Raw genomic sequence first — 23,314 nt, 5'->3', positions numbered from 1 at the left:
AACAAAATCAATAGTCTGTTTTGGTTTAGTTTTGGATCGGTCGGAGGTAAGGGGCCGGCCGGTCCGTTCTTTCATCTAACAACAATTAACCACCCAAAAAAACAACAAACATTTAATTTTATCTCTAACTAATGAAAGAAGTATTCTTGCAAAAGCTGAAGGAGGAATTCGTTCCAGCTCTTGGATGTACAGAACCGGTAGCAGTTGCATATGCAGCAGCTAAAGCTCGCGAAGTGTTAACATTACAACCAGAACGTATAGAGTTCTTTGTAAGTGGAAACATCTTGAAAAATGGAATGGGCGTAGGAATACCTGGTTCGGGTATGGTTGGGTTAACAATTGCCGGAGCATTAGGTGCTTTAGGTGGTGATCCGACAGCGGGACTTGAAGTATTGGATGGCATCAGCAATGATGTTATGGATATGGCAAAATCTTTTGTCGATGAAGGAAAGGTTTCAGTTGATGTAAAGTATGATGTACCTAAATTGTACATTGAGTGTATTTGCCACAATGGTGATAATACAGGTCGAGTAGTTATTCAAGACCGACATACTAATATTGTAGCCGTTGAAAGAAATGGAGAGGTGATTTACAGCAATGCTTGTAATTCCGGTAATAAAGGTGGAACAGACTTTTCTGAATGGAGTTTCGAAAATATTTACAATTTTATCAATACTGTAGATATTTCAGAGATCCGTTTCATCGAGAAAGGAATCAAGCTAAACAAATCGATTGCTGAAGAAGGCTTAAGAGGAAACTATGGTCTCCAAGTCGGTAAATCGATGTTGTTGAATATCAAGAAGGGTTTATTATCTTCTGACATTATGAACCGATCAATCATGTTAACGGCTGCAGCTTCTGATGCTCGTATGGCAGGTAGTACCATGCCGGTAATGTCCAATTGCGGTAGTGGTAACCAAGGTATTAGTGTTACACTTCCTGTTGTTGTTGCAGCAGAGGAGCTGGAAGTAGAGCAGGATAAATTGCTAAGAGGTCTTGCTTTGGCACTGCTAACTACAATCTACATGAAATCCTTCGTAGGTCAGCTATCGGCATTGTGTGGCGTATTGCTTTCTACTGCTGGTGCAGGATGCGGAATTACTTACATCATGGGAGGAGATTTCCAACAGTTGGGTATGACCTTGAAAAATATGACTGGTAGTGTAACAGGTATGATTTGCGATGGTGCAAAATATGGCTGTTCTCACAAGATTTCGGCAAGTGTTAGTGCTGCAATTCAATCTTCTCTCTTGGCCATGAACCACAATGTGCTAAATGGCATGAATGGTATTATTGATGATGATGTTGAAGCAACAATCAGAAATATTGGTCGTCTGGCAAATGAAGGTATGGAAGTTACTGATGAGGTAATTTTGAAAACCATGTTGGAGAAAATGAAAAAGGTATCATAAGCTATAAAATATTGATTTAAGATGGATGTGAAAGAGAATAATATTGAAAAAGTAAAGTGTTTGATTATTGGTTCAGGACCTGCAGGTTATACTGCTGGAATTTACGCTTCAAGAGCGAATTTGAACCCTGTAGTTTATGAAGGTTTGCAACCAGGTGGTCAGTTAACAACAACTACAGAGATTGATAACTTTCCAGGATATCCGGAAGGAATTAGTGGTCCTGTAATGATGGGAGAGCTAAAAAAACAAGCTGAAAGATTCGGTTGTGATTGCCGTTGGGGAATTGTAACTAATGTTGATTTTGAGCAAAGACCATATAAAGTAACTGTTGATGGTAAAACAGAGATTGAAGCTGAATCGGTAATTATTGCAACAGGAGCAACTGCGAAGTATTTAGGATTGGAAAGCGAAGAGAAGTTTAAAGGTTCTGGTGTTTCTGCATGTGCTACTTGTGATGGATTTTTCTATAGAGGAAAAGATGTTGCTGTAGTAGGTGGTGGTGATACTGCTTGTGAAGAAGCTTCATACCTGGCTGGTCTTTGTAATAAAGTATACTTGGTGGTTCGTAAGGATCATTTACGTGCTTCGAAAGCAATGCAGGAGAGAGTTTTCAAAACAGAGAACATCGAAATATTATTCGAACACAATACCAAAGAATTAACCGGAGATATGGGAGTTGAAGGCTGTACTTTAATTAAGAAAGCTGGTACTCCTGAAGAAGAGGAAGTGAAGATTGCTATTGATGGATTTTTCTTGGCAATCGGACACCATCCAAACTCAGATGTCTTCTCAAAATATGTAAAAACTGATGATCAGGGCTACATTTTAACCGAAGCTGGTACTCCGAAAACAAATGTTGATGGTGTATTTGCTTGTGGTGATGTTCAGGATCCTGTTTATCGTCAGGCAATTACTTCTGCAGCTTCTGGATGCCAGGCAGCTATGGAAGCTGAAAGATATTTAGCTGAATTGAACTAATAAAAATCTTTCATAATTTAAGTGTAAGTTTCAGCAAAGTAGGCAAGCTCGCCAATTTTTCAGACATGTAAAACGAGCTTGCCTCTTTTTCAAGGAATATAAAAGATAAAGAGATCTTATAAGATTGAATATGTTTAACTACAAATAACAACCTAACAAAATGATTTCAAATCCCCTAAGCAAAAGAATTGTAGGCATTTCCAGTTTGATTGGGAATACGCCATTATTAGCCATAGAGTTTACTTATAAAGGAAAAACTCGCACCATTTATGCCAAAGCTGAATACCTAAACATGACAGGTAGTATTAAGGATAGAATGGCATTTCATATTTTGCAAAAAGCATACAAAAGCGGAGCTTTAAAAGAAGGCGACCGTATTATTGAAGCAACCAGCGGTAATACGGGAATTGCATTCTCAGGAATTGGTCGTGCAATGGGACATCCTGTTACCATTTATATGCCCGATTGGATGAGCCAGGAAAGAATTAACCTGATGAAAAGCTATGGTGCAAACATTCAGTTGGTGAGCAAAGAGGAGGGTGGATTCCTTGGAAGTATTGAAATGGCCAATAAACTAGCCGAAGAAGATGAGCATACATTTTTGCCACGTCAGTTTTCAAACTGGGACAATTGTGAAGCACATTACAACACAACTGCACAGGAATTGTGGTGGCAATTAAAATATAGAAATCTGGTACCTGATGCTTTTGTAGCAGGTGTTGGAACAGGAGGAACCGTCATGGGAGTTGGTAAATTCCTAAATGAACAGAATCCAGAAATTAAAATTCATCCTCTTGAACCTTCCAACTCACCAACGATGTCAACAGGTTATAAAGTAGGAAAGCATAGAATTCAAGGAATTTCCGATGAATTTATTCCTTCCATTGTAGAGTTGGATAAATTGGATGAAATTGTAAGTGTAGATGATGGTGATGCAATTATCATGGCACAAAAACTTTCTTCCGTATTGGGTATTGGAATCGGTATATCATCGGGAGCAAACTTTCTGGGAGCACTTAAAATACAGGAAGAATTAGGCCCAGATGCGGTGGTGGTAACTGTATTTGCTGATGATAACAAAAAGTACTTAAGTACCGATTTAATGCGCGAGGAGCCAGTGAAAGAAGATTTTATGTCGCCAGTAGTAGAACTTCATAAGTTTCGTGCATTTAAACGAGTTTGTCATACTTGCTGTGATCCTAGCGATTGCGTAGAAGGAAATTATCATGATGCGTATGAAATGGTGAAGCTACCATATTGTCCAAGAAGAAATTAATCAATCTAATCTCCATATCTTAAACCTCTGTCTGTATTGACAGAGGTTTTCTTTTTATTGTATGAAATGGCTTTAATTTATTCCACTTCAATTTGAGAAGCTTTTTGTGCCAATTGTTGTGTTACTTCTGCAATATTATAAAGCAATACCAGCTTTTGTCTGTGCGTACCTCTTTCGGTAGCTTCCAAAGTATTTCCCAATTTTTCCAGAACGATTTCCAGTTCTTCATAGGAACAGTTCGCATCGTTTCTTCTTAGTGATTCAGCAACTACCAAAAGACCTTTTTCTACATCCTGATACATCAATTGTACTTCATCATTCATATAATCAGGAATGTTACGATGTGCACCCAAAGCTGATAGGTAGGATAACAATGCATGGTTGAGATAGGTAATGGAGAAAGCTCTTTTCTGCATTTTCTGGTGGCGTTTTGGTTCCAATTTCATTCCCCTCCAAGCCATGGACAATGCATTATCAGCTTGGTGTGCCTGATATCTAGATATTCTATAGGTAAGCAAATCATCTTCGCTTGGTGCTTTGTGTTCCAATAAAATCTGGTTGAAGTAGGCATGGTTTTTTTCTACAGCTGTTGCCAGTAGGTTTGGTAGCTGTTTGTACTGCCAATCGGGCCACATGAAACGAACTACTATAATTGCCAGCAATGCACCAATTACTGTATCTATTATTCTAGGAATCATTACCACAACTCCTTTATCTGCTATCAGGTTAAAGGCAGCGATCACAAATATGGTAACAAAAATTACGGAAATAGCATAATTGTTTTTTAGCCAGGCAAAGAAAAAGTAGGCTGCAATTAACAATAGTACTACTTGTCCTCCAACAGTAGGCAGTATTTGAACTATGCTAACCCCAAGTACTACACCTGTTATGGTTCCCAGAATTCTCTGAAATAACCTCTGCCTGGTTTCACTGTAGCTTGGTTGACATACAAACAAACTGGTTAATAAAATCCAATAGCCTTTTTCGATATCAAAAGCCAACATTAAAAGATAACCGATCAAAAAACAGGTTGACAATCGGATGGCATATTTGAATTTTGGATGGTTCCAATTCAGCTGATTGGTAAAGCGTTTCCACAAACTACTTGAATCCTTGTCAACTCTAGGCAATAAGCCTGAGTCTACATTAAAATTCATGTTTTGCAAAGAGATATGCGACTGATTGAGATTCTGAAGAAGCAATCCCAAGTCATTTTTGTTCTCTTTCTTCTTAATGCTTTTCAGTTGAGCTTGAATGGCATTTATGGTCCATTTTATGGAAATAGGATGATGGTACTCTGTTCCCATCAACAGGCTTTTCGATACTTCGTGTGCAGCAAGGGATAATTGTAGCATCAATTGCCCCAGACCTTCCAATATCTCACGATTATCCGCATCAGCACTCAATAAATCATAACGTTCATGACTGGAAGCTGCTCTTTCGTGAAGGCTCTGTAATAGAATAAATTTGTGAAGGTACGGACGAAGTTGATTCACATCGTTCATAGCATCACTATAACTATTAAGAACGTTCTTACATCTGCCTATGGAGTTTACCACTTTCACATTTAAAGAAGCCAGTCCTTGCCTGGTCTTTTTCTGTATGGATTTATCACTAGGAAACAGTTTCGATTTCTCTTTTAAGTACAAAGAAAGATTCTCAAAACCATCGGCCAATTGCTCCTCTAATAATCGAGCAGGATGCAAATACAGCAGTATTAAGGAAAATAAGCCATAGCAAAGTGCTCCTGTTGGCAATAAAATGATTTGAGCATACCAATTGGGTGTAATTTCGGCACCTAGCATGGTATAAATGGCAACAAGCAATGCACCAAAGGTAATTCCGCGGTACCTTTCTCCCAAACCACCAACCAAAATAAAGGTGGTAGTAGATCCTACCAAACCAATACCAAATAGAATAGGGTAGGGCAATAAAATCTCAACAGAGGCAGAGGAAATCACAAAACTGAGAATGGTCAACAGTAATGCCTTTATTCTTCCCTTAGGGTGGTCATCGGTTTCGGATAAAGCGCCAGCCAATGCTCCCAAGGCCAAAGTTACCCCAATAAAAGCCATGTCGAATATTACGAATGGAATCAACAAAGTTCCCATAGCAATAGCAGCTTTTAGTGCCAATAGCCTGTTGGGATATCGCCATAGATTCTGTATCCAGAATTCGTACCATTGTTTGCCTTGAAATCGAGTAACTCTTAATTTGTTTTGCATGTATCGAAATTTTACGGCTGTAAAGATACAAACTCAGATTAGTAATAAAATTTAAATTTTCAGAAGTCTTTGAGTAAGTTGCAATTACAAACGATTGCAGAAAGGTAACTACACTTAATCTTGAAAAGATACTATAGTAAGTGTTCAAAAATACCTCTAGTAAGTTTTTTAAGGAAAGGTTAATGTGGTATAAACCGCAAAAAAAAAGCATCAATCTTTTAAAAGATTGATGCTTTTTGTATTGAAGTACGATTTAAATCTTAATTACTTTCCTGAATCGAAATGCGATTTCCTTTGGAATGACCTGCAAATTCAGGAGCATACATACTTTGTATGCTGGCGTTTCCATTGGAGAAATTCCCCTTGTTGTTGGCTCTCAGATCGTATTTAAATACATATCTGCCTTTAGGCAAATTGTCAAAGAAGAAATGGCTTGCTACATCTTTGGTACTTTGATAGTAGCCCAGGCCATCTTGCCATTTGTAGCCCGAAAGAACATCCAAAGGTTCCATTCCGGCAGCTCTTAAATCTTTCAGGTGAATGAATTCCAGGTCGTTTTTCGATTCTATCACCAATCGAACCGTAATTAAATCGCCAATTTTAATTGGAGTGTCTACTGAGATAGGATCCAGAACTTCACCTTCATCCGTAGATCTCTTGATGTACATGCTTTTTTGTACGATCAAATCTCCCTGATCAGAATCGCTGATTTTATCCAGGTCTTCGAAGTATTGCCAGTATACACCACCAAATCCGGTAATATTGCTCTTGTTGCTAACTGTTACCTTAGCCATGGATGAATCGATTTCTTCCTTTTTCCAATTCAATTTAAAGTAACCTGTTCCAGCTTCCTTTTGAACCGGTTCCAGTTTGTCACTTTTTATTTCCTTATCTCCAATTGTGATTTGGGTATTCTGGTCAAGAGCCAGAGAATTGTTTCCATGCATTAACAAAGCGTAAATAGCCTCGGTAGTAGCCTTTGTGGTAGGCCATTTGTTGGTTTGTTTCTTTTTAAGCAGCCATTGTTTTAAGCGGGTCACTTTATTCATATCACCATCTATTTCGCTGAAGGTTTCAATCAATAAAGCCTGGCACTCAATGGCAGACTGATACCAATACCAACCGCTTTTGTTGCTCTTCCAGTACATGCCATTTTCCTCCTTCAAAACAGATTGTTCCGTTAAGGCATCTGTGATTTGTTTGGCGACATTCTTTTCTCCGTTTCTTTGCAAAATCAATGCAATTAATGCCTTATTGTACAATGATTTGGTTAGCCAATCCTCTTTGCATGCTTCGATATACAATTTTGTGATTTCTTGCAGTTGATCTGATAGAGGATGGTTCGCCTTGAAGAAACTTCTGCTGTACAAGTAATGCAAGTTGATTGAAGATAGAGAAACATCCTTGTCTTCTTTTGAATTTACAGCCCATGTCTCGTATTGTTCTATAAATTCTCTATCGAGATAAGCGATGGCTTTCTTTTCAATTTTTTTGCATTGATCGCTGTATTCGTTGTTGATGTTTAGCTTTTGCAAATGACCCAATCCAGCCAGAATGTGTTGGGTAATAAAACGGTTTTCATTTCCACCGGCAAACCAAGGAAATGCTCCCGATGAAAGCTGCATTTCTCTAAGTTTATTTAAAGCTTGTAGTTGCTGTAATTTTAGTTTATCCTTTTCAAAAAGATTGGCCAATCTGGCTTTGTTTTTCTCATCATCCTGCGCATCTCTTAGCCAAGGTGATTCTGCAATCAGGATAGATTTCAATTCTTTATTGTTCTCCAATGGAGATGTCAGCGATTGATCCTTTTTCCAGGCTTGAATGACCTCCTTTATTTTAGGGTTCTTTGTAAGGATATCCCTGGCCAGTGCATTGGCATAGAATCGTGAGAAGCTTTGCTCTGCACATTCATGTGGAAACTCCATCAGGTAAGGCAATGATTTTAGAGCCAACCATGCCGGATTGCTTGTATATTCTATCGTGTACTTGTGATTGCTCTGCGTTTTAGAATTGCCATCCTTTAGCTTTTCGAACTGAATTTCCTTTGTAGTGCCCGGCTGAACCCAAATAGACTTTGCTTCTGTTACCAAGCTTCTGTTGGAAAGTACCGGAATAATTCCCATTTCACCATCGCTGTGAGATCCTGCTTTAGCTACAATTTTATATTGAAGGGCAGCAAGATCTTTAGGAACTTTAATGGTCCAGTTTAAACTTGTATTTCCTTTGGCATCCACTTCAAAAGGGAGCATTGGATTAAAATCCAATTGATTTTTATCGATAGGATTTCCAGTTGCGCCATCGAACAATTGCAAAGCAGCAGATCCTTGTTGCTTCTCTTTGGTAAGGTTACTGATTTTTGTACTTAGTGTAATGGTATCACCCTCTCTTAAAAAACGTGGGACGTTAGGAATTACATTGAGATTTTTCTGCGTAACAACGAACTTTTCAACATAGCCATTTTCAGAGGATTTATTGTGAGCAAAAAGCATCAATCTCCATTTTGTCAGTGCTTCCGGACTATTGAATTTGAAAACAATTTCCCCCTTTTTATTGGTCCACAGATGAGGATAGAAGAAAGCCGTTTCTTTTAAGTCGTTCCTGCTTTCGACCTGTGTCAACTCTTTCAAGCCTTTTTTCGTGCTGATAACTACCACACCATTACTGGCTCTTGAACCGTATAGTGCAGTAGCAGATGCTCCTTTTAATACGGTAATGTCTGCCACATCTTTTGGTGAGAATTTAGCCCCGGTTTTTGCATCTACTGGCACTCCATCGATAATATACAGTGGAGAGTTAGAGTTTCCTGTACCACTATAACCTCGTATTTTAACAAAACATTCTTCATCCATTTCTTCATTCTCCTCAACTACTTCAATAATATCTAATCCTGATACTTGACCTTGTAGCTGTCTGAAAATATCATCTCTCACATCGCTGGCTTTTACGTAGGTAAGTGCTCCTGTAGTGGCTGATTTACGTTTTATTCCCATTCCTGTAACCACAACTTCTTCACATGCAAGATTATCAGCCTGTAATGCCATATTGTAGGTGCCAGTTTTCGAAACTATCATTTCTTGTGTGTTCATTCCTATAAAGCTGAAGATTAATTCTCCACCTTTTGGAACTTGGATGGAATAGAACCCATCAATATCCGTGCTAACGCCAGTTTTTGTACCCTTAATCATTACGCTAACACCAGGAATAGGCATACCTGTTTCATCCGTTACAATGCCATTTACATTTCCTTCTACATATTGTATTGTGCTTTGTTTGCGCTTCAGTTGCTTCAGATATATCTTATTGGTATACTCAGTATTACCAAAATGGCATCCAAATCGTTTCAATTCATGATATTGTTTTAGATATGGAACGGTATTGGTAAAACGGAATGAATTAAAATTTGAAAAATACTGTAAGCCAAAGAATCTGCTTTGAATGTATGCTGCCGAAGAGTACCTGTTTTTACGGAATCCAATATTGGTTCTCCATGAATGAGGTTTAAACTGATCCAGCGAAGTGTCGTACATGGAAGCCAGAACTTCGGCTTGTGCCTTCTTGTTGTTCGAATTGGTAATTTTAAAACTCCAGCTCTCTTCCTGTCTTGGTGTAAGTTTATTTCTGAAGCTTAAGGTTTCAATAATAAGCTTGTTTTCTACTTCTTTAAAGACTGCAGAGAACTGTTCTTTTACAATGCTGTTGTATTTTACAAAGTAGAGGTTAAAGTCCAGTTTGTTCGTATAAGATTCTTTCACCGGAATTTTTACTATGCTGTAGCCATCTTCAATGTTTACCAGTTTTTTGAATACGTTCTCATTTCTGTAATAAGCTTCTACATGAACATTTAGTTGTTGGCAAGCCGTTTTTAGCTTTAATATTACGTACTTATCTTTCTTAAAGTCCAGATTCACCATTTCATATGAAAACATTTGGTGATCGGCCAATTCATTATTATCAGGATGATAGACTTCAAAGTTCTTGCTTGTAATCACCGTATTCTTCTCATTATCGGTAGCTATTACTTCCAGCTGATAAATACCAGATTCCCACTTCGATAGTTTCGGAAGAGCGAACTCTTTTGATTCCTTTGGTCCTGCCTTATTGATATAAACCGTATTTCCTTTTGGCCAATTTTGTTCTACATCGGTGCTGTCGTACACTTCATGTGGAAAGTCTTTGATGAATTGTTCTTTGGGAATGGAATGGATTTCCACAATCTCCCATGGCTTTTTTCTTACAACCCTTCCAGGTCCATTTAATTTCTTAATGCGAAGTTCTACATTGGCATCAATCAAATGATCGTTCAGATTTTTGGTCTGGATGCTAATCGTTTGATCCTTATTTGAATTCAGTCGGCCGCCCATTAAAACATCTACTTTCAGGTTGTGATAAGCAACTTTAATGTTTTGGGAAGAACTCCTGGTTTCCCCATTTTGATCGGTTACATCAGCTTTTATGGAGTAGAGAAATATAGGCTTATCCTCTTTTTTTGCCAGTGAATCGGGAATGGCAACAAAATCAATGGAAAATTTGCCTTGTGCATTGGTTTTACAAGTTCCTGTTTTAATAGTTTGGGACGAGCTGCCATAAAAGCCACGTCTCCAGTCATGCACTCTTTCTCTGCTGATGGTATAACTTACTTTTGAATTGCTGATATTCGACCCCAGAAAAGCTTTGGCAAAACCTGTGGCGCATACACTGTCGCCAATTACGTAATTGTTTTTTACAGCATCAAATATCACTTCAAATTTTGGTCGCTTGTATTCTTCTACCGAAAAACTTAGCTCTGCGTAGTCAAAGTCGTCAATTTTGTCATAGAATGGATCTGGATCTTCAATATCATTTCCGAAATCTTCATCCATTTCGATGGTGAATTGGCCTGTAAGCAAATTATCTGGCAAAGTAAATTCACCACTAACACTTCCGTATTCGTTGGTTTTTAAACGAAATTCTTTGAGTTCTTCATAATTGGCATCAGAAATGCATATCGATACATAGGTATTAGGAACTACTTGCGATTTTCCATCTTTCTTTTCGCTTAATATGCCTTTGAAATACATTGTCTGTCCGGGGCGGTAGATACTTCTATCCAGGTACAAATAGCCTTTGGCCATATGCTCCTTATCTTTGTTTCGATCTTTGTAAAATCTGTTGATGTAAGAATAATTGCTAATCGAGTCGGTACCATCTGTCGCAATAATTTGGTAATGGTGATTCTTGTTGTTCTTTTCAATTAAAAATTCACCATTGCTGTTGGTAAATCCATTGCGTTCGAAATTTTCACACTCACTGCTAACAGATATTTTTACATTTTCTTTGGGTGCTCCTGTTTCCCTGTCCAGAATTTTTATTAGCTCATGTTTTTTCTGGTTAATACTAAGCATCGTAAGTTTGCTTATTGAAATCACCGCGTGGTTATAAATCTCATCTATAGAGCTAATCTTTTTAGATCCTGAGGAAAGCAAAATGTAATTTCCAGAAGGCAGTGCAGGAAAATCTACTTCGGTAGTATATACGTAATAGTCCTTTTTAGGCTGAAGCAAATAAAATTTTGAAGCGATCGCTTTTGTTTTCTTCAGTACATTCAATAATAAACTATCCTTTTTGTATGATGATTTGTTCTTGTAAAAATCGAAGGGAACAGGATAGGCTGAAAGATACAAGCTATCAACACTCTTGAACTCAACTTTGGCAAGAAAAGCTTTATTAGGCATATTGTATTGCTCAGTTTGAAGAGATACAGAGGCTTGTTCAATTTTATTTTTCAAAATGGTACAAAGCAAGCCTCCATCGGAGTTTGGATATTGTTTCACAACCGAATTACAAAGATCTAATGCTTTAATGCGATAGTTTTTCAAGATGGGATCGTATTTGGCATTGTAAGCATTACTTTCCTTGAAATAGTAATCTGCAATTTTGTAATTGATCATGGACGAAGCTGAATGACTGGCAAATCGATTGGAAAGCTTTTTTAGTTCCTGTATGTACAGTTCTTCTTTCTTCTCGATATTTCCTTGTGTTTTGGCAAAATTCAATCGCTCCAATAGCACATCAACATAGGCAGTTGTATCAGAATCCTCATGAAACAATTCAAGTTCTTGGTACAATAGTAAAGCATTTCGATTCGAGAATAAGCTATCTTTTGTAAGGAATGGTTCTTTGCTAAATTCAGTGGTAGATTTAAATACTACAGGATTGTTGATGTAAAACCTTTCCTTTGGTCGGGTAAAATACCATGTATTTTTTTGATAATACTGAATGGCGCGATGTGCAAGAAAATCATATAAAGTAGGTCTAAATTTGTGAGAAGAGTGGCTTTCTGTTAGGATGTCACGATAATCATCGATAGAGATGTTTTGAAGAGTTTCTTTGTTTTCCAGAGATCGTTTGTAATGCAAAATAATTTGTTCCCCAAGGGTATTCATGTCCCATTTTTCAAAGTCCACAGCATTAACCGGGCCCTTAAGTTTGGTCCTATTTCTAATTTTGTATCGGTTATTATCCAGGTATTGTTTAAGAAATTGTGCATAAATCGATTCCAGAAGGGCAGAGGTAGGAGCATCACTTTCTTTCAAGTGGGCTTCCAGGTTTTGAATAACCTTCTTTTGCGCATCTTCTTCTAGCAGTAGACTAAATTTCGATTGGTAAATAAAGCCTTTGACAATCTGATCGCTTTGCTTTGATTTTTTGGCTTGCTGAAGAATTTGATTCGTAACTCGGTTTGCACTATGGAATCTTCCTTCTAACTCAAACTGTTCAAGCTCGGTCCATAATTTATCCAATTCTTTTTGTGCATGGCAGATGTTAATACCTAGAACTAACAAAATTAAGATGGCTAATTTTTTCACGATTGCATGATTTTTAGTGTGATATGGATGAAATGAATATCAATCTCATAAATTTTATGTATTCCATAAAAGTACAATTATGCATAATATTCTTATCGATAGCATAATTTTATTTTAAGTGAAGATCTATATATAGAATAAGTCTAAACAAATCTGGTTCTGTATGATTTATAGTAGGTGAGTTACTAAATAGTACTTAAAAATACTTAAAGTGCCTTAAGTACTTTGGGCACTTCTTTAGAATTACCCCCTAAATTCCATATTGAACCACAAATCTTAACTTAATTAAGGCTGCCTTCAGGAATGTTTATTTTGGACAATTTCCTTTAGAAGCTCACCACCTGATGATATAGATGTGCTTCCTTCTGTAAAAAAAAGAGGCCGACTCAAAAGAGTTGTCTCTTTTGGGTCAGCCTGCTTACTACAGAATCGAATTCAAATGATTACAAAACAAATCACATTTATGGCTTATCTTATTTTATGGCCTCCAGGGTAATGCTTTCCACATTTGATTTTTGCCCAACCATTTTTCCTTTGTATATGAAATAGGCGTAATAACTCCTGGTTTCTGGTTTTTTAGGATCCATGCGAGCTTTGGGATCTTGCCAATTATGGCGGGTAAGGGTTTCCTCGTATTCTCTTACTTCATCGCCATAGCTAACTGTACAGAACAAACGAATGCCATCGAATATCGATTTTTTGAATTTAATTTGAGGAGCACCCGATACCAAATCAATTTCCAATTCAGGTCGTTGTGTATCGGTATCGATAATGCGTTGAATAGGATTAAGTCCCAAATCTTCAAGAATGGCAGGAGTACAAATTGGATTGTTCACCAATTCTTTTCTGAAGTCACGAACTACACTTACACAATTGGGATGTTTGATTTCATACTCTTTGTTGGTAGAACGCGATTGAGCTTTAATAATGTTTTTCTTCTCGCTCAATGCCTTGTCATCCTGAAGTACCTTTATAATTTCGGCAATTCTCTCAGCCGAAATACCTAGTACCTCTTGATAAACAGGAAGCTTGGCAATGAGATTTTCGCCTTGAGCATTAAAATCCTCCTCAGCTTTTGAAATGTAATCACTGTTTACTTTGACTTGTGTCATGACATTTTTTTTTAGGTTTTACATTAATATTTTGTTTCTTAAATCTTGGTATAATAAAGTTGGTGTGTATTTTTATAAATGTCAATGATTTTTGCATAAAAAATTTCATTAATCATTAAAAAAGATTCGTAAGTCCAGTAAAAGCGGCCATTAGAGGAATTAGTGTTCGTGTGAAATATTTTTGAAAAAGAAGGAGAAATCATTTTTCCGAGCTTCCAAACAGGTTTTCTTAAACTCCGCGAAATGCATATGATAACTAAATTGTATGAAATAGATCAGTTTTTACATCTTTTTTATTATTTAGAATGGCGGAAGTTTCAATAAATACGGGTTGTGTTCACTTTTTGTGGAAGAATGTTCATTTTAGGAAGAATTTTTAAATTTAGATATGGTTTTATACAAGTGTTGAAAAGTATTTCTGTAATGCCAATAAAAATAGGGAGTGTGTGGAGTATGATATTTCTGTGTTTATTCATTAAGTTTATTGAAAATTTTAGGGGATAAGTACATTTTTTCTCCAAAAAGTCAAAATATCTTCTCCAAACAGATTTTCGAAGGCTAAAAAAATACTTCTGGAGCTTAGGAAAAGCTGTCTGGAAAAATTGTTAGAGCTAGCAGAAGTTCAAAACAGCATAACTGGTGTTCGGAAAAGTCATACGGACTTTAAAAAATGCCCAACGGAAGTTCAGAAAAGCTGTTTGGAAGATCCATTGGCCTTCGCGGAAGTTCAAAAAAGCATAATGGGACTTCGGAAAAGCTGTTTTGAAGTTCCGTTGGCTCTAGCGGAAGTTCGGAAAAGCTGTTTCTAAAGTCCGTTGGCTCTAACAAAAGTTCCGCAGGACCTAAAATGTTTTCAGAAAGTACTTTTTGATCTTCTGTTGGGGTGTTTTGTTTTTTTGGATGGGTTAATAAATAAAGAGTACCCATGGGATAATTTAATTGTTTACTCACCTATTCGATTATTTTACTCACACGATTGATTGGACAAGATTTTTTCTTCCCAATGCTTTTATTCTTAAAAGAAAATTATTTATCTAAAGTTTATTTAGGATAGTTTTTGATAAATTAGCATGAATTTAATTATCACTGAATGCGAATATTTCTCATCCTAATTGTATCTCTTAATTTTTTGAGTTTAAATCCTAAAGCACAAACTATGGTGACAAATGAAGTTTTTAATAGAGTTTTCCAAATAAAAATAGGTTCAGGTACAGCTTCAGGTTTTCTAATTTCCTTGGAGGAAGTAGATTATTTAATAACCGCAAGGCATACATTACCTAAAGATATAACCACTGGATCAAATCTTGATTTTGAAATAATGAGAAATCAAAAATGGGAGAAATTGAATGCTACTGTATTATTGCATGATAATGAGAAAGTTGATGTTGCTGTATTGAATTTGCATTCTAATAATGCTGGTGAGAATTTGTTTGATATTGAAATTACCGGCAGTTCTATAACTCAGGATTGTTATTTTCTTGGATATCCATTTGGTTCAAGAATGGATCATTACAATGGTAATAATGGTTATCCAGCTCCTTTTGTCAAAAAAGGGATCATTTCCGCAGTATTAAAAGATGGGGATGCGGTATTAGTCTGTTTAGATGGGCATAATAATCCTGGGTTCTCAGGAGGTCCTGTCGTAATAAATAACCCAAGTGGATTAAAACACAGAATGAAGATTATTGGAATTGTATCGGGATATAGGATGGATGATAAAGTTAAAGGTACTCCTGTAGGAAATATAATTACGTATGAAAACTCTGGTATTGTATATTGTTACTCAATCGAGCATGCTAAAGAAATCATTAACAAAAATAAATAATTAAGATTTTCCGATAAATCGGCCTTTCGCTAGCAGGGGTAATTCTTAAAAACTTAAATTTGAATGAAGAAACTATTAATATTTCTCGGAGCAGGTGCTTCTATTGAATTTGGTATGCCAAGCGTAAATGAAATTGACAAATTATTCGAAATATGGGCAAGTGACTGTTACCGTTTAAAAAACAAAGAAGAGAGTAAAAACCTTTACACTTGGCTCAAAGAAACCATAAATAAACATAGAGAAAATAACGCCAAAACTAAAATAAAATATGAATTAAACTTTGAAACATTATTATTTACAATGCAAATCATTTCTTCTATTAGCAATGAAGAAAATATTGATTACAGTAAAAGTTTAAAAGCATTTATAAAGCTAAATCAATTTCCAGAGATAATCACTCGTTACAGCGAAGTAAAAAAAGCTGATGGAATTGATTTTAAGGATATGCAAGCATATCTAACAGACAAGCTGTTAATTTATATCAGAAAAAAATGCTTAACACTAAATAAAGATAAAAAAGAAGAGTTAAATAAAGCAAAGCAATTCTTCACTGATTTAAAAGAAGATTATGATTTAGGATTTGTTAATCTAAATTATGATAATGTATTGCTTAGTATTTTGCCAGATTTATCAACTGGTTTTAACCCGGAAAATGGGGAATTTGATAAAACTGAATTCTATAATAATAAATGGAATTTTTGCTATCATCTACATGGTTCAATTCATTTCAACATGACCAGTGAAGGACCTTTATTCATAATATAATTTGGCAAAAAGATTTAGATAAAAACTTTAATACTCGATCCTTAAGTAAAAATGTGGACTTTACCAGCGAGGGAAATTATCATTTAAATTCAACAATTATATCTGGGCTAGATAAAGCGAATCAATTATTAAGAGCTCCTTTTAGACAATACTATATGAAAATTGATAGTCTTATCAATGAGTCGGATGCTATTTTATTTATTGGATATGGATTCAATGATATGCACCTTAATAAAACATTCCCTGATCATCGTTATTCTCCTAACAAAAAAAGAAATGCTGTTGTTATTGATTACGCAGCAGACAGCACGAAATCGATACAAATGAGGCGTGATGACGATTGGTTGTCTAGACTTTTCCAAGCTATTCCATTTAATTTTTACGATATGGGAATTTGCAAATACTTACCTAAGGACGAATCTATTTTAAAGTACAAACAGAATAAGGCATTCGAATCCTCAAGAAATGAAAAATATCCTGTTAGCATATGGTATAATGGTTTTTTAGAGGCTTGTGAAAATAGTGAAAAAATTAAGAATGAACTGAATTAACTATACCTGATAGCGAGAGCTTGTAGCTCGTGCTCTGCGTATGCAGGAAGTTCCTTGCTGTTGCTAAATTCTATCACATTCCACAAATAATCTGCAATTCGCAGAGCACAAGTCCTCCTTAAACCCAAAAGTGAGTTGAGAAATGACAAATTCAGATTGCGTAAGAGAGAACTCCGATTTTGAATGATCAATTTTTACCAAATACATTGTGCATAACATTTCCCTATATGAGATGTATTGTATATGTTTGCGGACAATATGTACTTATCACAATATTAGCCACGATTAAATAACTAGAATTGAAGAACTTGATTTTTGAAGCAATACTAAAAGATATTGAAAAATTTGCAGTACATGTAAATTATCTAAAACCACACAAAACAATTTCCCGAAAATTTGATTATCGAATCCACCCGAATAAAACAATTGAAACCATATTTTTTAAGTTTCACACAATTGACCCAAAAATAATTTACGAATCTGATTCCGATTTTAGGAATCATCATCTAAAAGCTATTGGTTTTTACTCGTAAAGAGTGATTTTGAAATAAACTCCGGTTCTATGACTGGCGATAAAGCTTTGACTTATCGCCAACTTATAAATTTGTATGCTTGCAATTTTATAGGCATCGTATGGCGAATTACAAACATCATCCAGAAAAAATATCAAACTAAACAAATAATATAATGGAATCTAGTGAAACTCAACATATGCAGGAAATATACTCTCCTGTGCGTTCTTATGAAAGTATTTACAAACAATTGCATCATGAAAACACCAACAGTTTATTTAAGGATTTGGTGAAAAAGTCACAAATTGATATAGAGGCAAATCGTGCGACAAATAAACAAATTGATGAAAATAATGGGCGTACTGCTGGAAATAATAAGTCGATCAGAAATCAGAAAGGCCTCAAAACCTTTGCAATTGTACTGTTGGTAATAGCAGTAGCTGCAATAATTTACAGCGCTGTACAACTGCAATCAACTTACCAGACTGCTTCCTATATAGGAATTATTGTTATTGCCATTGCCTTTATTGTTTTATCAATTTTTCTGATTAAAAAAACAAAAGAAAAGCTAAGTAAGTTGCATAGTATCGAAGATAAATTACTTGAAAAATCAAAGAAATTACATGGGGAAGCAGAAGAACAAATGCGCCCATTAAATAATTTATTGTATGAAAACTATAATACTGAGTTGTTTACCAAAACAATTCCATTAGTAGAATTCGACAAGATTTTTGATAGCAAAAGGCTGGATTACATGAAAAGTAAGTTTGGTTTAGATACAAGTGATCACGAACAAAACATGGAGCAATCGACTCTTTATGTTCAGTCGGGAGAGATTAAGGGCAACCCATTCTTTATTCGTGAAAATATAAAACATACAATGGGTTCTAAAAGGTATGAAGGCTCATTAACTATACATTGGACAACTACCGAAAAAGATAGCTCCGGTAATCGTCGAACTGTTAATCATTCACAAACATTACATGCAGATGTTGTAAAACCTTGCCCTTTCTATTCTACAACTTCTCACCTTGTATATGGAAATGAAATTGGAGATCGCTTATCCTTTTCCAGACAACCAGCATATATTCATGAATTAAAGGAACGTAAAATAGAGAAAGAGGTTAAAAAGAAAAGTAAAGAATTGCAGAAATTGACTGAAAAATCTACTAAAAACGGAGGTACATTTACAGCCCTTGCCAATAATGAATTCGATGCTTTATTTTATGCAAAAGACCGAAATAACGAATCGCAGTTTAGATTATTATTTACTCCGCTTGCTCAACAAGAGCTAATTAAAATCATTAAAGACAAGGAAGTAGGTTTTGGAGATGATTTTACTTTCCTAAAACGTAATATGATTAATTATATCTATCCTGAACATTTAGATAAACTAAATCTGCAAGTACAAAAAGATTATTTCATTGGAATTGACTATGATAAAGTAGAAAAGAATTTTAATGATTATCACAACAAGTACTTTAAGCATGTATTCTTTTCTTTTGCTCCTTTATTTGCTGTACCTCTATATACACAGCATCAAACACAAGAATATATTTATAAAGATTTGTATGATAGTTATATCAGTTTTTACGAACACGAAATGGTAGCCAATGGTTTGAATATTAATGATCTTAAACCAACAGATTCAAATACTCATAACATTGTAAAAACTTCACTGGCAAAGAGTCAGGAAAATGTTGATACGCTTAATGTTCTTGCATGGGGCTATAAGACTAATGAAAGACTTGAATATGTATCAAAATTTGGTAATGATGGCAGATGGCATAAAGTTCCGGTTTATTGGACAGAATATAGTAGCGTTGAGAAAAAAAGCACCATCGAAGTTAAAATATTAAACAAAGGCGAAACTAATGCAGAAAAGCAGGCTAATGATAACTGGTCTGACTTTGGAAATATAATAGCGAGAGTAGCTAAATAAATATTAAATATAAAAATTAATACTATGGCAAATCAATTAGATGAAATGAGCACCGAGTTGGTGAATGAGAATGGTAGAGATATCAATGTAATTGAAAAAAAATTACCTGCAGAAATTGGAGTAGGCTCATTTATTTTTGAATTAGTTTTATGGTTATTGGGTATAATTCCTGGACTAATCTTTTTGTTCATGAAAATGAGTGCAAGAAATTACTTTGATGCACTACAGCAAAAAATACAACACAACGCTTCGCAAATTGACAACTATCTGGAGCAAAGAGTACAGATTTTACAAAATGCTGTTGGTATTGTTGAAAAAGCTGTTGATTTAGATAAAGATGTCATGAAATCTGTTGCAAGTGTTCGAAGTGGTAATACTTTAAACGAAGGAAACCGAAGTGAAATTGCTTCAAATCTTGATTCTGCAATGAGTAAAATTAATGTTGCCTTTGAAGCATATCCCGAATTAAAATCGCACCGTTCTTTGGCAGATGCAATGCAGCAAAATAGTTACCTGCAAAAAGAAATTACTGCAGCCAGAGAAGTATACAACGATACAATTCTAAAATGGAATGCAGATATTTTTAAATGGCCTACAAAAAATATAGTAGCTGCAAGAGCAGGATTTACTTCCAGAATACCATTTACTGCAAGTAAAGAAACGAAAGAACAAGCAAGAGCAACATTTTTTTAGAAAATCCTAAAAAATAAATCACTAGCCTACGATATAACTTTCCGTTGTTATTGTAGGTTAGTAGCTTAATCTGATTGAGAATATCCAATTCTTAATAGAGCCCTCCCAAAATAAATTTGGTAATTTTATTCAAACGAATGTGCCAATTAATAGAAAAAAAACAGGTTGGGAATTATTGCTGTAATAAAGTTACAAGAAGGGGTTGATGTTATCGCACATCGTTTTGTACGACAACGGACGGATCTTGAATGTATTTAACCATTCACATTAAGTTTCATTGACATTTGAACACCGAAACTTATGCTTTGAATCATTCTATATTTATGAGAATTCAGCACATAAAATTTGAGTTGATCTATCAAACTAAATTTTTTTGATAAATTTAGACCGCCTGTTTATTTATAAGAAAATGTGGCAATCTCATTCATAATTTTGTAATAAATGAAACTGATTCAACTCTTTTGGGTATTGATTTTCACCAGTCAGTCAATTCTATCATTAGCAACACCTACTTTTAAAATCAAACCTTCTCCTGTTTGGAAAACAAAAATTAATTTCGATCCGCAGGGAAATGCACATAAAAATGAAGGTTCAGTAAGTTACCTCCTGTTAGATTGGCAGGACAACGAGATCACCAAAGAATACAATTATCGTTACTGCATGAGTTTAAATGATGAAGATGCAGTACAGAGCAATTCACAATTGTATTTTACCTTCGATCCATCCTACGAGGAGCTGTGCATTAACACCATTAAGATATATCGAAATGGCAAGATCATCAATAAGCTCAATAGAGATAAAATTGAACTCATGAGAAACGAGAAGAATGTAGAGCGTTACATTTATGATGGAAGCTATTCTGCAGTATGTATTCTCGAAGATGTGCAAGTTGGTGATATTCTCGAGTATGAATACACCCTAAAAGGAGCCAATCCAATTTTTAAGAATCATTTCTACAATTACCATAGTCAGGCATTTAGTTCCAGAATTCAGCACATGTATTATCAAATGTTGCTGCCCGAGCATAAAAAATACCAGGTAAAAAATCTTTTTGGAGGAGTAGCACCTATCCAAAGTACTAAAAATGGGATGCAGTCGATATCCTGGAACTTAAAAAATGTAGCTCCCATTTTTACCGATGAAGACAGTCCCTCATGGTACGATGCCTATCCGGCTTCAGAGATTAGTTCATTCCAGGATTGGAAAGAGGTGCGTTCTTTTATGCAAGATCTCTATCCCATGAATGTGGTTTGTCCAAAAATCAAAGATTTCATCTCAAAGAAAAAAATCAGAGCCAATGAGGAAGGAGTAATTCAAATCATCCGTTTTGTACAGGATGAAATTAGGTATCTGGCCATGAGTAATGGCGTAAATTCGCATAAACCACATCACCCTGAAAAAGTTTTCGAACAACGATTTGGCGACTGCAAAGACAAATCGTACTTGTTAAGCTATATGCTTAAGGAAGTAGGAGTGATGGCCTGGCCAGCCATTGTAAATACCAATGCCAAAAGATATGTAGATCGTTATGTTCCTTCTCCTTTTGCCTTTAACCATGTGATTGTAAAAATCAATTGGAAAGGAAAAAACTATTGGGTTGATCCCACCTTTAACAATCAGAAGGGAGGGATGGATCAATTGCAGAATCCACGGTATGGAAAAGCATTGGTGATTGATAATGATAAAACCGATTGGGAGAAAATTCCTGAAAATCAGATCAACAAAGTAGTGATTAATGAAAACTTCTGGTTTACCGATAGCATTTCAAAAATTCGATATGATGTAGTCAGCAAGTTCAGTGGACAAATTGCCAACATAAGAAGAGGTTGGAATTTGAGTAATTCTCTGGCAGAAAATAAGGATGCCTATTTGGATTATTGTACTCGCTTCTACGAGAATATGAACTGGAAACACGACTCGGCCCTTATTTTTCGTGACAATCAGAAAGAGAATACCTTCACCATCATTGAAAAATATGAAATTGAAAGTTTGTGGGAACATCGAGGTACAGACAGTTTAGAACTGTATTCCAGTTATTTCCCTTACAATATGTATGAGTTTATGAACTCTACCAACGATAAGGTGAGAAATGCTCCGTTGCAAATTACTCATCCAATTGATGTAGAACTGAAAATAAACCTTCACTTTCCCAAACACAAGCAGGTTGCTTTTGAAGAAGAGAAAGACAGTGTGGTGAATGATATGTTTAAATTCCATTACGATGTATCAAATAATAGACTATCTAATTTTGTAACCCTTACCTACAAATACAAAAGTTTACAAGATCATGTACCTGTCGAGAAATTAAAAACTTACTATAAGGATTATAACCAAGTTTCTGAGAAGTGTGAATATCCTGTACAGTGGGGAATGGAGGTGGATCCTAAATTCAAAATCTTTGGTCCTGCAGTCTTTATGGCAGTATTATTGATTATTGGTCTTTTCTTTTGGATTCGAAAATTGTACAATTGGGATATTAAGCCAGAGTTTCAATTTGGGTCGGTTCAGGATACCATTGGAGGTTGGTTGGCCTTTGTAGCTTTAGGTCTTTATGTAACACCAATATCAATAATTTATTTGATATATGATTCAGGCTACTTCAGTCAGGCAATATGGGATAGCTTTATTACACAGTATGGCAACCAGCCTTTTTTGGCTGGAGGATTTTATTTTTTCGAGTTGCTTTATAATCTGGCCACTATTTTCTTTGCTATATTCCTGATTGTATTGATGCATCAGAAAAGAAGCACTTTTCCAAAACTGTACATCTATTTTAGAGTGATTGTACTTGTGGGATTATTTGCTGATAACATATTAGGTGCGGAAATTATTGGTTCCGACGCCATAGATACAAAGGAATTGTCTCGAGGTATAGTAGGTGCAGCGATTTGGATTCCTTACATGATGAAATCAAAGAGGGTAAAAGAGACATTTGTAAAACGACTTGGCAAAAATAAAGCACAGTCAGAAAAAACAGAAGAATTACAAGTTTCTAAAGAAATGATATAAAAGAAAAGCTGTTGCTATTTCTGGGAATAGTATTTTTTAATGCTTTGCAATTTTAGTATGGTTACATATTAATTTTGATATATGATGTGTTTGTAAGCTAATTGGTATGATGAAAAAATATGTATCTGTCTGATTCAGTAGGGATAGCTTTTAGTTCTCAATAGGTATA

13 protein-coding genes are annotated in these 23,314 nt (G+C 35.5%); 9 read left to right on the top strand and 4 right to left on the bottom strand.

The genetic code is table 11. The features are described 5' to 3' along the window. The first annotated feature begins 131 nt into the window (after positions 1-131). The 3 genes from DF185_RS03695 to DF185_RS03685 all read left to right on the top strand — a co-directional run bounded on the left by DF185_RS03695 (position 132) and on the right by DF185_RS03685 (position 3,666). Entirely contained in the window at positions 132-1,412 is a 1,281-nt protein-coding gene (locus DF185_RS03695; RefSeq protein ID WP_110359352.1) for an L-cysteine desulfidase family protein, read from the top strand. 21 nt (positions 1,413-1,433) lie between these two features. After that, positions 1,434-2,390 (top strand): thioredoxin-disulfide reductase, encoded by a 957-nt coding sequence (trxB, locus tag DF185_RS03690; protein WP_207784566.1) that lies wholly within the window; start codon positions 1,434-1,436, stop codon positions 2,388-2,390. Positions 2,391-2,550: 160 nt separating this feature from the next. Next, a complete protein-coding gene (locus DF185_RS03685) occupies positions 2,551-3,666 on the top strand; it encodes a PLP-dependent cysteine synthase family protein (protein WP_110359351.1) in 1,116 nt (371 codons plus the stop codon). A gap of 77 nt (positions 3,667-3,743) precedes the next feature. On the opposite strand, the gene yccS is transcribed toward DF185_RS03685, so the two are convergent. From yccS to DF185_RS03665, 4 genes are all read right to left on the bottom strand, one after another. After that, on the bottom strand, positions 3,744-5,891 hold the full coding sequence (yccS, locus tag DF185_RS03680) for a YccS family putative transporter (protein ID WP_110359350.1): 2,148 nt from the start codon (positions 5,889-5,891) through the stop codon (positions 3,744-3,746). A gap of 260 nt (positions 5,892-6,151) precedes the next feature. After that, on the bottom strand, positions 6,152-12,736 hold the full coding sequence (locus DF185_RS03675) for an alpha-2-macroglobulin family protein (RefSeq protein ID WP_110359349.1): 6,585 nt from the start codon (positions 12,734-12,736) through the stop codon (positions 6,152-6,154). Between the two features lie 473 nt (positions 12,737-13,209). Beyond that, a complete protein-coding gene (locus tag DF185_RS03670; protein ID WP_110359348.1) occupies positions 13,210-13,848 on the bottom strand; it encodes a hypothetical protein in 639 nt (212 codons plus the stop codon). Positions 13,849-14,511: 663 nt separating this feature from the next. Further along, the gene (locus tag DF185_RS03665; RefSeq protein WP_133249942.1) at positions 14,512-14,799 is read right to left on the bottom strand and encodes a hypothetical protein; all 288 of its coding nucleotides are present in this window, start codon (positions 14,797-14,799) and stop codon (positions 14,512-14,514) included. Positions 14,800-15,004: 205 nt separating this feature from the next. On the opposite strand from DF185_RS03665, the gene DF185_RS03660 reads away from it, so the two are divergent. From DF185_RS03660 to DF185_RS03630, 6 genes are all read left to right on the top strand, one after another. After that, complete coding sequence (locus DF185_RS03660) at positions 15,005-15,673, top strand: S1 family peptidase (protein ID WP_165835932.1); 669 nt, start codon at positions 15,005-15,007, stop codon at positions 15,671-15,673. A gap of 63 nt (positions 15,674-15,736) precedes the next feature. After that, positions 15,737-16,438 carry a hypothetical protein gene (locus tag DF185_RS03655; protein WP_110359345.1) on the top strand — a complete coding sequence of 234 codons (702 nt, stop codon included), beginning with the start codon at positions 15,737-15,739 and terminating at the stop codon, positions 16,436-16,438. Between the two features lie 155 nt (positions 16,439-16,593). After that, positions 16,594-16,989, top strand: a complete 396-nt coding sequence (locus DF185_RS03650; RefSeq protein WP_110359344.1) for a hypothetical protein — start codon at positions 16,594-16,596, stop codon at positions 16,987-16,989. A gap of 687 nt (positions 16,990-17,676) precedes the next feature. Then, the gene (locus DF185_RS03640; RefSeq protein ID WP_110359342.1) at positions 17,677-19,443 is read left to right on the top strand and encodes an MAG1210 family protein; all 1,767 of its coding nucleotides are present in this window, start codon (positions 17,677-17,679) and stop codon (positions 19,441-19,443) included. A gap of 24 nt (positions 19,444-19,467) precedes the next feature. Beyond that, on the top strand, positions 19,468-20,136 hold the full coding sequence (locus tag DF185_RS03635) for a LemA family protein (protein WP_110359341.1): 669 nt from the start codon (positions 19,468-19,470) through the stop codon (positions 20,134-20,136). A 441-nt stretch (positions 20,137-20,577) separates the two neighbouring features. Then, positions 20,578-23,145, top strand: a complete 2,568-nt coding sequence (locus DF185_RS03630; RefSeq protein WP_110359340.1) for a DUF3857 domain-containing protein — start codon at positions 20,578-20,580, stop codon at positions 23,143-23,145. Positions 23,146-23,314 lie beyond the last annotated feature (169 nt).

This window comes from Marinifilum breve, from assembly GCF_003202155.1.
GTDB lineage: Bacteria > Bacteroidota > Bacteroidia > Bacteroidales > Marinifilaceae > Marinifilum > Marinifilum breve.
This window is presented reverse-complemented; position numbering and strand designations above follow the sequence as displayed.

What these genes read in the sequence shown, in the direction of transcription:
- DF185_RS03640 (WP_110359342.1), top strand. Translation starts at nt 17,677, where the DNA reads ATGGAATCTAGTGAAACTCAACATATGCAGGAAATATACTCTCCTGTG.
- DF185_RS03655 (WP_110359345.1), top strand. Translation starts at nt 15,737, where the DNA reads ATGAAGAAACTATTAATATTTCTCGGAGCAGGTGCTTCTATTGAATTT.
- DF185_RS03695 (WP_110359352.1), top strand. Translation starts at nt 132, where the DNA reads ATGAAAGAAGTATTCTTGCAAAAGCTGAAGGAGGAATTCGTTCCAGCT.
- yccS (WP_110359350.1), bottom strand. Translation starts at nt 5,891, where the DNA reads ATGCAAAACAAATTAAGAGTTACTCGATTTCAAGGCAAACAATGGTAC.
- DF185_RS03635 (WP_110359341.1), top strand. Translation starts at nt 19,468, where the DNA reads ATGGCAAATCAATTAGATGAAATGAGCACCGAGTTGGTGAATGAGAAT.
- trxB (WP_207784566.1), top strand. Translation starts at nt 1,434, where the DNA reads ATGGATGTGAAAGAGAATAATATTGAAAAAGTAAAGTGTTTGATTATT.
- DF185_RS03660 (WP_165835932.1), top strand. Translation starts at nt 15,005, where the DNA reads ATGGTGACAAATGAAGTTTTTAATAGAGTTTTCCAAATAAAAATAGGT.
- DF185_RS03630 (WP_110359340.1), top strand. Translation starts at nt 20,578, where the DNA reads ATGAAACTGATTCAACTCTTTTGGGTATTGATTTTCACCAGTCAGTCA.
- DF185_RS03670 (WP_110359348.1), bottom strand. Translation starts at nt 13,848, where the DNA reads ATGACACAAGTCAAAGTAAACAGTGATTACATTTCAAAAGCTGAGGAG.
- DF185_RS03685 (WP_110359351.1), top strand. Translation starts at nt 2,551, where the DNA reads ATGATTTCAAATCCCCTAAGCAAAAGAATTGTAGGCATTTCCAGTTTG.
- DF185_RS03650 (WP_110359344.1), top strand. Translation starts at nt 16,594, where the DNA reads ATGAAAATTGATAGTCTTATCAATGAGTCGGATGCTATTTTATTTATT.